Origin of the sequence: Oceanobacillus oncorhynchi (genome assembly GCF_000821065.1) — a bacterium.
In the GTDB taxonomy this organism is placed as follows: Bacteria; Bacillota; Bacilli; order Bacillales; family Amphibacillaceae; genus Oceanobacillus; species Oceanobacillus oncorhynchi.
This window is the reverse complement of the sequence record NZ_CDGG01000001.1, coordinates 1245953-1258979: the sequence shown is the minus strand read 5'-3', so window position 1 is coordinate 1258979 and position 13027 is coordinate 1245953. Positions and strand designations below refer to the sequence as shown.

Below are 13027 nucleotides of genomic sequence, written 5' to 3'. Positions count from 1 at the left end.
CTGTCGAAATACAATGCAAATCATCTATTTGCGGATAATAAATACATTCTCATACAGAACATTTAAGGCCAAAACCCCAGCCATTTCCACCACGTAAAAGCAACAAGAAGCGTTATGAGCGTGCTGGCAAGCGTGGATAATAAACCAGGCAGGTAAAAGTCCTGTTGATTTATCATTCCGGTTCCGTGAACGACAACGTTGGGCATCGTTTCTACAATTAACACATATCCGAATAAAATGGTTAGTGCAGAAGTAAAAGCAATCACTACCGGATCAAGATTTGCCTGAAACGACAGACTGATAAGCACAGGAAGTAATGTAACTACCGCTGTTGATACATTCGTAACCCCTAAATGGTAAAGCTGCGATATTAAAATAACGATAAGTATCGCAAGCCATGGATTCGCAAATATATTTACGATTTGTTCCGAGGTAATCAGCACCTCCAGGATTTCAATGGCTCCGGATTCAATTAAGGCGAAACCTAAAGAGAGCGTTGCTCCAATTAATAGAACTAAATCAAAATTGACACCGACCAGCTTCCGCCACTCTACAAAACCTATTTTAGGCATTGCCATTAAAACGACCGCCATTAAAGCCGGGACGGTGGGGTGATAGCCATGGAGCGGCTCTGTCATCCAGAGAATAACTGTTACCAACAGGATAATCATACATTTCAGTTCTGCACCGTTTATCCTCCCTAATTCTTTCTTTTTCTGTTTCATTTCGTTCGATAAGGTTTCAAAAGAAAAATTTTCAGGCGGGTAGCATTTCCAAACAATATACGGAATAACGATAATTAATAAAGTCCATATTGGAAAAGCATATAACAGCCAGTCTAAATACGATAGGGTGCGCCCTGTATATAATTGTAAAATTTCGATGGTCAAAATATTCCCGATAGCTGCTGTTAAAATGGCTGTCCCGCTGACATTCCCTGCATAAGCTGTTCCTACCAGCATCAGCTTGCTAAAGTTGCTCCCCTTTTTCGCACCTACGGATTTCAAAATAGACAGAACAACTGGAACCATCAGCGAGGCGCGCACTGCAGTTGCAGGTATAAAAAAAGCCTGGATTTGCATAAGTAAAAACAAGCCCATAAAAATCCCTTTAGCTGAAGCTCCCCACTTAGCCAGCAATATGTAAGTAATCCTGTCCATCAAAGAAGTTTCGTTTACTCCTTTGGCAATCATCATGCCAGCCACAATTAAAAATACCGCCGGAGACCCGAAGCCGCTTAAGACAACATCAATGGAGACAGCGTGTAAAAATAGTAATAATACCATGGTAAGAACAGATGTCATTCCAAGCGGAAGGGACTCAAAAGCCCATAACAAAATTCCATACACCATGATGCTGATTGTAGCTTTTGCAGACCAGGGAATCTCTGCCGGCAAAAAAATCAATAAGCCGATAAAAATAATCGTAGATATCAAAAACGTTATAATTTTTCCATTTACATGGATTCGACCTCTTGGTTGGTTCGTTTTTTTCCTGAATAACATAAGAGCAGCCTTCTTTTTATCATTTTAATTTTTCCTATCTCAATGAGCTAAAAACTATTTTAACAGGAAATCCATACCATAACAGTACGGATTTCCAATTTACTAGTCAAGATGAGGCACTGATATCTTCATGTGTCACAGCTTGCCGAGGGTCAGACTTATTAATAAACTTTTGAATACCTATTAATGCAATTGTAAGAATAATCCCAATCACATCTGTCTGAATCCCGGAAAGCATAAACATAATTGCTGCACCTAAAAGAATGATTCGGCTATACCAGCTGGCCGTTTTTCCAAAAAACCATCCCTGAACAGCAGCAGATAATAAATATACTCCTATCAATGCTGTAATAACCGCCAGGATAATGGAGCCGGTTGTCCCGCTTTCCAGCAATAATTCTGGGCTGAAGAAAAACATAAACGGCACAATAAAGGCAGCAAGTCCAATTTTAAATGCTTCTACACTTGTTTTCATAGGATCTGTCCCTGATATACCAGCCGCTGCAAATGCTGCCAGCGCAACTGGCGGTGTAATGGCAGAAATAACAGCATAATAGAAGACAAACATATGTGCAATAATCGGTTCTATTCCTAGATTCACTAATCCCGGGGCAATTACAGAAGCGGCGACAGCATAAGCCGCTGTTGTCGGCATCCCCATGCCTAGAATAATAGAAATGGCCATGGCAAAAATTAAAGCGATAAGAAGATTATTATCTGCTATCGTAAGCAGCATCGAACTAAATCGCTGACCAACCCCCGTTAACGCGATGACACCCACAATAATCCCGGCTGTAGCTACAATGGCAATCAGTTGAATGGCATTTTTCATGCCTAATTCTAGTGCTTCTAAGATCTTCATCAGACCCATTCTATTTTCTTTACTAAATAGACTTAAAATAAAACAAGCCACGATTCCAACAGTACCTGCAAAGATTACAGAAAATCCATTTACTAACAGATAGATTAATAAAACTACTGGCGTAAATAGATAGAATTTCTTCATTAATTTTTTTAAGTTAGGCAGCCGGTCCCGAGATAAACCAACCATTCCACTTTTCACAGCCTGGAAATCTACCATAAAATAAACGGACACAAAATATAAAATCGCTGGAATGGTTGCCGCTATAATAATACTTGAGTAAGGCATTCCAGTAATTTCCGCCATCAAAAATGCGCCAGCTCCCATAATCGGCGGCAGCAGCTGACCCCCTGAGGAGGCAGTTGCTTCTGTTGCTGCGGCAAACATGGGGCGGTATCCAGTCTTTCTCATCAGAGGTATTGTCAAAGATCCAGTCGCAACAACATTACCTGCTGAAGTTCCGTTTATCATCCCCATGAGGCCCGAAGAAACCACAGCAACCTTTGCCGGCCCGCCTCTGAGTCCGCCTGCTATCCTGAAGGCTACATCAATAAAATACTGGCCGACACCAGACATTTGCAAGAATGCGCCAAAGATGATAAAAAGAATAATATATTTGGAGGAGACATCTGTCGTTACCCCAAATACCCCATCTAAACCATATACATATGTTGCGAACCTCTCCAATGAATAACCATTATGATTTAAAATCCCTGGCAAATACGGTCCTGCAAAAGAATACAGAATAAACACAAACGCCAATATAGGTAAAATCCAGCCGCTCGCCCGACGAGTTATTTCTAAAACTAACAATAAACCAAGAGCTGCAACAATAAAGTCCATCGTAGTAGGCGCTACTCCAAACCGAAAGACAAGCTGACTCAAATTGATATAAATATATAAAGCAACGAAAATAGCAACTGCAATAAGCAGCCAATCTATAATAGACACTTTATTTGACTTTGTCTTCCAGCCTTTGTAAAGCATTAAGGCAAGTACTGTGCCAAAAGCCAGATGCGTACTTCGGAATACCCAAGGGTCAATTGGATTAAAATTAAGTATATACAAATGATAGAGTGCTCCAATAACAGCAATAGCTAAAAACAGGTAGCGTACAAATCCAGATAGATTTCGTATCTGCTCTGAAGTTTCTATCTCATCTTCTCCAAGCGTGGTATCTATTTTTTTATTTTCGTTTTCCTCTTTTTTTTCTACCTGCTTTTCACCTTCTTTATTCCAATTTTTTTGTTTTTTCTCTTTTGACATATATTGCCCTCCTTGTTAACACGCCGAAATGATAATATTGAAACTTTATGTTAGCTTTTTATTCAAATGGATATTATCTATTGAGCAGGGATATAGGTGGGACTTGGAGGCCCCACCATCCCTTCATGTATATGAAGTACCCTTCTCCCGCTGTTTTATTTAAGCGAATTAACCCTTCCGATAAAACGCTTTCATCCAATTCATCATTGTTTTAAACCTTATTACAATAAAAGCGTGTTTAAGATTTGCTATAACAAAGGCTAGTTATCATTGTGTCAATAAATAAAATTCATATTTTCCTTTTCCTCGCCCGCATTTATTCCCACTCGGGCGGATAAACAGCTTCTGGAAGTTCAATACCAATCTCCTCATAATAGCGAATTGCTCCAGGATGCATCGGATACTCTTCATTTCTCAGAATTGTTTCCGGATCTTCAGATTCTTGAGCTGATGCGTGGGTAGAAATCATTTGATCAATATTCTCATGATATGCTTTCACCAAATCATAGACAAATTCCTCATTCGCATCTTTTTGAACAACACCAAAATTAAACTGAGCTATGGTCTCCTCATCACTATCCAAGGAATCATACGTACCGGCCGGAATGACAAAATCCTCGAAATAAGGCAGTGCTTCTTTTACTGTTTCACGTTCTTCCCCATCGATACCATAAATGTTAATATCCATCTGTGTTTCTACCTCTGTTACCGCAGCAATTGGCATTCCTGCTGAAAAACCAATATGATCTAACTGCCCGTCAAGCATTTGAGATGCTAAATCACTTGCTCCTGCTGCAACCTGTTCACCTGTTTCAATACCAAGCGCATCATAAATCAATGGATTATATGTGCCCGGTGTACCGCCGGAAGGGCCTATACCAACCCGCTCTCCTTCATGTTCTGTAATGCTTGTGACGTCAGAATCTGCGCTGGACCACCAATGGAACGGTGTATCATACATTGGGAAGATAACACGAATATCATCATATTCTTTTTCAGCCCAATCCCCCTCATTATAATATCCTTCAAACAATGGTCCGGTTGTAACCATGCCAAGTTGAACATCGTCCACATCCAAAAGTTGAATATTGTGTACTGGTCCGCCTGTTACTTCTACATTTGACGTAACATCCAGATGATTTTCCAGCAATGTAGCTAAGCCGCCTCCCCAAATGTAATAGGTTCCGCCTTGTGAAGCTGTCCCAATAGTTACCGTAGATGGATAATCTTTTTCTTCAAACTCTCCATTATCTTCTCCACTTGCTTCTTCATCCCCACATGCCGCTAAAAATATAAGTCCTAATATAAATGCGAATAGATATAGCTTTTTCAAACCTTTCATAAGAAATCCCCCTATATTTTTAAATATTCTGTCAAAAAATCTCAAAAATCTGGCTGTCGTACTTCTTCATTATCAGTTAACTCCAAGGTACTACGAAATAAATTTTCCAACTTATTTTATTCCGCTTTGAAATCCAGTTCTAGAAAATCTAAGGATCAAATGGCGGTCTCTAAGAAGGCGTCCTTTACTTAAACTGCATGTTCAAAAAACTGCCCGCAGGTAATAGGACTTTTTGATTAACTTCTTCAAACATTTCGACATTCTTCATCATGCAAATGGTATTCTATTAATTCCCCCCTTTATTCATACCTAAAATAGAATTGATGATATAAAGCGCTTACATTATTACAGGAAATATTTTCGGGATATTGTAGAACTGGATACAATTAATTGTAGAGCATAATAACTATTTTGTAAACTATTTTTAGAATTATTTGTTTTTATATAGCACCGTTTGATATGCCTTCATCCTTTCATGAAATTAAAATCAATTTCTTTTACATATCAATTCATGGACCATTTCAATCATTCGGTTATATAATTCGAAATCTCTATTAAATTATTATCCGGATCTCGAATGTAAGAAGAAGTTATCGCTCCTAAAGCTCCTGTTCTTTTTACCGGACCTTCTTCAACTATCACTTCATAACTCTTCAAATGCTCTATCACATCTGAAATCGGCACATCGGTGATAAAACATAAATCAGCCGAGCCAGGCATAGGGGTTTTTGCTTTTGGTTCAAATTCTTTACCAGCTTCATGCAGATTTATTTTCTGTCCCCCAAAACGCAGTGCTTTTCTTCCCTCTCCAAATGTAATAACTTCCATTCCTAGAACCTGGCTGTAAAATGCACAGGTTTTATCCATATTCTTTACAGTCAGCACTAAATGATCTAATTTAGAAATTTTCATTGCATCCTTCTTTTTTTCTATTTAAATACATGCTTCAAGAGCAGCTAAAGATTTCCTGGCCAATTAAACCGACTAACGCCAAATCATTCGGCACTGCTTTTAAATACAGCTTGTGATTCCTTATACCAATCCCTTCCCTCTGCATCATTAATAACCATACAAGGGAAATCTTCTACTTCTAATTTCCGGATTGCTTCCGTACCTAAGTCTTCATATGCTACTAATTCAACAGCTCGGATGCGCTTGGCTAATAAAGCTCCTGATCCGCCTATTGCGGCAAAGTAAACAGCCTGTTTAGCAGAAATCGCATCTATCACTTCCTGACTGCGGTAACCCTTTCCAACCATTCCTTTTAATCCTTTTTCAAGCAAAAATGGTGTATACTTATCCATCCTGCTGCTAGTTGTCGGTCCGGCCGCCCCAATAACTTCTCCCTCTCGTGCCGGAGTCGGGCCAACATAGTAAATAACCTGATTGGTTAAATCTACAGGAAGTTTTTCTCCCTTCTCCAATTGCTCTGCCATCCGTTTATGTGCAGCATCTCTCGCAGTAAAAATGGTGCCGGTCAGCAATACCTGATCGCCGGCCTGCAGTGATTGGATGATTGTTTCATCTTGAAATGGCACACGTATTTTTTTCGGAACCATACGCTCCCTCCTAAGTAAAAATAACGAATCAGATAACCAAATGCTTATGTCTGCTTGCATGACAATTTAAATTAACAGCGACTGGCAAAGCAGCAATATGGCAGGGGGCTGTTTCAATCTTTACATCTAATGTCGTTGTATTGCCGCCTAACCCCTGAGGTCCAATTCCTAATGCATTAATCGATTGAATTAATTCTTCTTCCAATTGAGCAATTTCTCTCTCCCTATGCCGTTCTCCAACTGGTTTAAATAAAGACTTTTTAGCCAAATACGCACAGCTTTCAAAATTTCCGCCGATGCCAATCCCTACCACTAAAGGCGGGCAAGCATTCGGCCCGGCATGCTTTACCGTATCCAGGATAAAGTTTTTTACTCCCTCCAGCCCATCACTTGGTGTAAGCATTTTAAGTGCACTCATATTTTCTGCTCCGCCGCCTTTCGCAGTCATTTGAATTTCTAATTTGTCTCCTTCTGTTAATTCAATATGAATCACAGCAGGTGTATTGTCTCCCGTATTTTTTCTGCTTAAAGGGTCATCCACAATCGAATACCGCAAGTACCCCTCTTCATACCCTTGTTTAACCCCTTCATTAATTGCCTGATATAAGCTGCCGCCTGCAATATGACAATCCTGTCCAAGCTTTACAATAAATACGGAAACGCCCGTGTCCTGACACATTGGAACACGATTTTCACTGGCAATATTGGCATTTTCAATTAATTGTGTCAGTACACCTTTACCTATATCTGAGGATTCTGTTTGAACTGCTTGCTCAAACGCCTGGATAACATCCTGCCCTAAATCATAATTCGCTTCCTGACAGAGCTCTTTTACACGATCAACAATCTCTTGGTAATGAATTTGTCTCAAGAGCAAGCCACTCCTTTTTATTTTCAATCCGGTTTCGCATCATTTCGCTGTCCTTTTTAATGGATTTATTTCACTTTTGCGAATTCAAATAGAGGCTCTATCGATTCAGCATTCTCTAATTGTAATAGGTTAGTGGATAGAACATGCTGCTCGTTCTCTGTTAAATCCGTTGTCAGGGACCGAAATTTCTCTAGAATCTCATCTACAGATAATTTATTCTCCGGATCTCCTTTTGGAAAGTCGATTTCCTTTTGAATCTTTTCTCCAGAGGTTAAATTCACTTCTGCGATAGCTCCCCATTTTTCAGGATAATGATTTTGAATATCCTCATCTACGCTTACCTCGATACGCTGCATCAGAGCACGAACCGCTTCATCCCAAAGGGCGTCTTCATTAAACGTATCAACACTTCCCTTGCCTTTCAGCAAACTTACAGCTGTACAGAATTGCATGCTGAATTTAGAAGCATATATCGTATCTGGTTCAGGATTATCTGTAATATCGATGGCTACCTGATATGTTTTGACACGGATACTCTCCACATCCTCCAAACGAATATGCCGTTCTTTAGCCAAATCTATCATTAAATCCATCACATGATGTGTGTGCCTGCAGGAAGCATGGACCTTAAAGGAGTTTTCTAAGATTTTAAATTCCTCTCCCAGCCTCTCTGTTACGTTTGAAAGGGTATATTCCTCACTCATCGCTTCAAAAAAACCGCGTTTCCCTTCTAAAATCTGACTAGCTCCAGTAAAGTTTTTTTCTCCCAAAAGCGCACTGATGACACCATTCATTGCAGCTTTCCCTGGATGCAGCTGCTTTGACATCGCTCCATCCTCTATAAATTCCCATAAACCGGCAGCCTGTGTTCCTGCACTCCCAAGCGCATGAATAATTTGCTTTTTATCTAATCCCAGTAATTTGGCTGCCGCCGCTGCTGCGCCAAATGTCCCGCACGTTGCGGTATTATGCCAGTAATAATAATGTGACGGGGTAACCGCTTCCCCAATCCGGTAGCATACTTCATAGCCTATCACGATAGATTCAATAACATCTTTGCCAGAAAGATTTTTCCATTCCGCTACTGCTAATGCAGACGGGATGACAACTGTAGCTGCATGAATAATAGAGGCTTTATGAATATCGTCCTGCTCCATGATGTGACTTGCCGCTCCGTTCAATAATGCTGCATGCGTTACTGATGTTTCCCCACCTGTTATTAAAGAAGCCTGAGGCGTTCCTCCAAGTTCTTTTACCAATTCATCGATTTTTTGCACGGGATATTGGCTTGCTCCTGCAATCGCAGACGAAAAGTAATCTATGATGCATAGCTTGGTAAATTCAACCACTTCCTTTGGCAAATCCTCATAATCTGTATCAATAATATAGTCTGCAAGTTTTTCGCTTAATCCCACAGGAATAACCTCCTACTTTTTTATTTATCACACTTACTATTCAAAAAAAGGGGTTAATATGACCTCGGCATTCCAAGCACATGCTGTCCAAGGTAAGCGAGAATCAGATTATTGTTCACCGGGGCTACCTGATACATCCGCGTCTCCCTGAATTTACGCTCGACATCATATTCATCAACAAAACCGTTTCCTCCGAATGTATTGATGCAAACATTTGCTGCTTCCCAGCTTGCTTCACTGGACAAGAGCTTTGCCATATTGGCTTCTTCTCCGCATACTTCGCCGGAATCAAATTTTTCTGCAGCTTCATAACGCAGAAGATCAGCTGCTTTAATAGATGCATAGGCACGTGCAATCGGAAATTGAACACCCTGATTCTGGCCGATTTTTCTGTCAAAGACTTCCCGTTCGTTTGCATAATCTACCGCTTTATCAATGAAAAAGTAACCGTCTCCAATCGTTTCTGCAGCAAGTAGAATTCGTTCTGCATTCATCCCGTCAAGTACGTATTTAAAACCTTTTCCTTCTTCCCCGATAATACAGTCATGCGGAACCTTCATCTCCTTATACCATACCTTATTGGTGGCGTAGTTGAACATGGTACGCACAGGTTCAACGACAAAGGAATCGGGCTGATTTTCTCTGACTTCACGTAAATCGACTAAAAAGAGGCTGATTCCATTTGATTTTTTATCTACCTGCCCGAGTGGCGTTGTTCTGGCTAATACGAGTATTAAATCAGATTGTAAAACACGGCTGGTCCAGTTTTTATGGCCCGTAATCACGTAGCCGTCCTCTGTTTTTTCAGCGAAGGTTTTGATTCCGGTCGTATTCGATCCTGCTTCCGGCTCGGTTATGGAAAAAGCCTGTAACCGAAGTTCTCCTTTGGCAATCCCAGGCAAGTATCTTTCCTTCTGTTCCGGGCTTCCATGTCTTAATAATGCTCCCATCGTATACATCTGCGCATGACAAGCAGCTGCATGCCCGCCGGCCCGATGGATTTCTTCCAAAATAATGGTTGCTTCAGCAATCCCATATCCTTTTCCGCCATACTCCTGAGGAATCAATACGGATAAATAGCCTTCTTTGGTTAAGGCATCTACAAATTCATGCGGGTATTCATGAGGAACATCTAATTTTCTCCAATAAGCGTTTCCGAAAGATTCGCATAATTCACGTACAGATTCTCTTAATTCTTGTCGTTCTGTTTCATTCAATTGAATCGGCTTATCTGTTTGTTTTGCATCAATCATTCCGAACATCTCCTTTATACTTTTACAGACTATCGAAACGCAGCTGTTCTATTTCTCCATACTTACTATTTGTTTTGCAGTTCTTTTTCCAGTACCTGTTCCAATAATTTATTCTCTCTTGTCGGGGCAGAATCCTTTTTATAAATCATAAATGTTCGTTTAAATGTAATCACAACTTCTCCTCTTTGGTTATAACCGCTTGTTTTAACATTGACAATGCCAACATTCGGACGGGATTTCGATTCGCGCTTATCCTGCACTTCCGAATAGGAATAAATCGTATCTCCCTCAAACACCGGATTAGGCAGACGAACTTCATCCCAGCCTAAGTTTGCCATGGCATTCTGGGAGAGATCCGTCACAGACTGTCCTGTTACTAAAGCTATGGTAAATGTAGAATCGACGAGCGGTTTTCCAAATTCAGTCTGCTCCGAATAATAATCATCAAAATGAATCGGGTTTGTATTCTGTGTCAATAAGGTCATATAAATATTATCTGTTTTTGTTACCGTTCTTCCTAATGGATGCGAATAAATATCTCCAACTTCAAAATCCTCATAAAATCTGCCTTTCCAGCCTTCCTTTACACTCATTATTATTCCTCCATTTTATTATATTTTTGATTGTGCCAATCCCAGCTCTTCTAAAATAGCTTCGGTATGCTCGCCAAGGTCTGGTATCGGATTCATCACATAATCTATTCCGGCCATAGTCACCGGCGGTTTTAGTGCAACAATTTCTCCTTGCGGTGTCTGGACCTGCTTCCAACGCTTGCGTGCTGTAAGCTGTGGATGCGCGAAGAAATCCTTCATCGTATTTAACCGTGCATTGGCTATTTTGGCCTCTTCTACCCTTTCAATAATTTGATCGGATGTAAATGCTTCAAACTTTGCTTCAATAATCTGTTTTAATTCGTCTTTGTTTGTTGACCGATCCGTATTTGTAATAAATCTAGCGTCTTCACTTAAAGCGGAATCTTCTAAAACAAACTCGCAAAAGCGCTTCCATTCTCTTTCATTTTGTAATCCGATAAATACAGTTTTGTTATCTCCGCATAGAAATGGTCCATACGGATAAATCGTTGCGTGGCTGGCTCCGGACCGTTGAGGCTCTTTTCCGCCATATGCCGCATAATAAGCAGGATAGCCCATCCACTCGCCAAGTGCTTCAAGCATCGATACCTCCATAACAGTTCCTTTTCCTGTTTTCATCCGATTAAATAAAGCAGTCAGAACGCCCGTATAGGCATACATTCCAGCAGCAATATCCGCGATTGAAATCCCCGCTTTTGACGGTGTTTCTTCACTGCCAGTTATTGAAACAAGTCCCGCCTCACATTGAACCAAGAGGTCATATGCTTTCTTCTGCTCATAAGTACCGCCTTTTCCATATCCTGATATACTGCACACAATCAATTCGGGATGCTTCGCAGTTAACTCTTCCGGTGCAAAGCCCATTCTTTCAATTGCTCCAGGAGCTAAATTTTGAATCAATACATCCGCTTTTTCTATTAAACTGCCAAGTATCTCTTTTCCTTCATCTGATTTCAAATCAAGCTCCATTGACTCTTTTGAACGGTTGCACCAAACAAAATGGCTGGACATTCCATTCACCGTAGAATCATAGCCCCTGGCAAAGTCCCCGACATCCGGTCTTTCTATTTTAATGACTCTCGCTCCTAAATCTGCCAATTGCCTCGTAGCAAATGGAGCGGCGATTGCCTGCTCTAAAGCAACAACGGTGATTCCTTCTAATGGCAACATATCCTTCTCCCCCATTTCAAAAACATTCGTTCATTACATGTCAGCATGTGATAGTACCTTTCTTGCCCGTTCAACCACGGGAGCGTCAATCATCTTTCCATCTATCTCAAGCGCACCTTTTCCATTTTTTAAAGATTCTCCATACAAAGCAATAATTTTTTCTGCTTCTTTCACCTGCTCACGTGTAGGTGAAAAAGCATGATGTACAGGCGCAATTTGTTTTGGATGAATAAGCAGCTTCCCTTGGAATCCAGCACACTTTGCACGTTCCGTTTCCTTTTCTAATCCTGCTTCATCTTTAAAATCGACAAAAACAGAATCAACCGGCGGTTCTTTTCCCGCCGCTTTGGAAGCAATCACCAGCTGTGTTCGGGCATACATTAAATTTTCTCCCATTTCCCCTGCATCGATATGAAGGTCAAGCATAAAATCCTCCGCTCCGAAACAGAGACATAAAATCCGATTACTCGCACAGACGATTTCTTGGACATTCTGAATTCCGGAAGCGGTTTCAATTAATGGTACGATAGCAAGCGAGCCTTGTTCTAAACCATACTTTTCCTCCATTTGTCCAAGCAAATAAGCTGCGATGATAATATCGTGTTGATTATTCACTTTAGGCAGAACGATTCCAGAAAGATTCTCTGCGATAATTCCATCTAAGTCTTCTATAAAATAGGGTGTAGTTAAATCATTCACACGTACAAAATTCACTTGGTGACTTATCTTACAAATTGCTTCTTTCACTTTTTGTCTGGCTATTACTTTTTCATTCACTGGTACAGCATCTTCCAAATCATAAATAATCACATCGGCCTGCAAATCCTTTACTTTGTTCAGATTTTTTTCTTGATTCCCCGGAACAAATAGCCAAGATCTGTACATCAGAATCTCTCCTTTCCACGTATGTTTCATGGGAACTAATAAATAAGCATTTTCCAGATTGGATATTGGATACAATTTAATAATAATATATACAATGCTTTCTGTAAATGTATTTTTTGATTTTTTTAAAATTTAAGTCTATGTTAACGACTCCCTATACTCTCTTATTCAAGCATACCTGTAATTTTCAGCAATAAAAAATTCAAGTCTGATTATGTATACGGGACAGAACAGAGTTAAACTTTTTCGTTCATCTATCCTTTAACGCTGCTTCTGTCCCTGCTTTTATCATGATATATGCGATAA

11 protein-coding genes are annotated in these 13027 nt (G+C 40.2%); all 11 read right to left on the bottom strand.

All coding sequences use genetic code 11. The annotated features are described in order from the left end of the window. Positions 1–62: 62 nt before the first annotated feature. Complete coding sequence (locus tag BN997_RS05755; RefSeq protein WP_042530467.1) at positions 63–1505, bottom strand: SLC13 family permease; 1443 nt, start codon at positions 1503–1505, stop codon at positions 63–65. A gap of 106 nt (positions 1506–1611) precedes the next feature. After that, entirely contained in the window at positions 1612–3633 is a 2022-nt protein-coding gene (locus tag BN997_RS05750) for a TRAP transporter permease (RefSeq protein ID WP_084612861.1), read from the bottom strand. A gap of 316 nt (positions 3634–3949) precedes the next feature. Then, positions 3950–4975 (bottom strand): TAXI family TRAP transporter solute-binding subunit, encoded by a 1026-nt coding sequence (locus tag BN997_RS05745; protein ID WP_042530465.1) that lies wholly within the window; start codon positions 4973–4975, stop codon positions 3950–3952. 525 nt (positions 4976–5500) lie between these two features. After that, positions 5501–5887: a VOC family protein gene (locus BN997_RS05740; protein WP_042530463.1), complete on the bottom strand. Its 387-nt coding sequence runs from the start codon at positions 5885–5887 to the stop codon at positions 5501–5503. Between the two features lie 83 nt (positions 5888–5970). After that, positions 5971–6534, bottom strand: coding sequence for a Fe-S-containing hydro-lyase (locus BN997_RS05735; RefSeq protein WP_042530461.1), 564 nt, complete (start codon positions 6532–6534; stop codon positions 5971–5973). A 28-nt stretch (positions 6535–6562) separates the two neighbouring features. Further along, on the bottom strand, positions 6563–7405 hold the full coding sequence (locus BN997_RS05730) for a fumarate hydratase (protein ID WP_084612860.1): 843 nt from the start codon (positions 7403–7405) through the stop codon (positions 6563–6565). Positions 7406–7470: 65 nt separating this feature from the next. After that, positions 7471–8820, bottom strand: a complete 1350-nt coding sequence (locus BN997_RS05725) for an MmgE/PrpD family protein (RefSeq protein WP_042530457.1) — start codon at positions 8818–8820, stop codon at positions 7471–7473. A gap of 53 nt (positions 8821–8873) precedes the next feature. Next, positions 8874–10073: an acyl-CoA dehydrogenase family protein gene (locus BN997_RS05720; RefSeq protein WP_042530455.1), complete on the bottom strand. Its 1200-nt coding sequence runs from the start codon at positions 10071–10073 to the stop codon at positions 8874–8876. A 65-nt stretch (positions 10074–10138) separates the two neighbouring features. Next, positions 10139–10666 carry a MaoC family dehydratase gene (locus BN997_RS05715; protein ID WP_042530453.1) on the bottom strand — a complete coding sequence of 176 codons (528 nt, stop codon included), beginning with the start codon at positions 10664–10666 and terminating at the stop codon, positions 10139–10141. A gap of 18 nt (positions 10667–10684) precedes the next feature. Then, a complete protein-coding gene (locus BN997_RS05710; protein WP_042530451.1) occupies positions 10685–11836 on the bottom strand; it encodes a CaiB/BaiF CoA transferase family protein in 1152 nt (383 codons plus the stop codon). 33 nt (positions 11837–11869) lie between these two features. After that, positions 11870–12721, bottom strand: coding sequence for an HpcH/HpaI aldolase/citrate lyase family protein (locus BN997_RS05705; protein WP_052484925.1), 852 nt, complete (start codon positions 12719–12721; stop codon positions 11870–11872). Positions 12722–13027 lie beyond the last annotated feature (306 nt).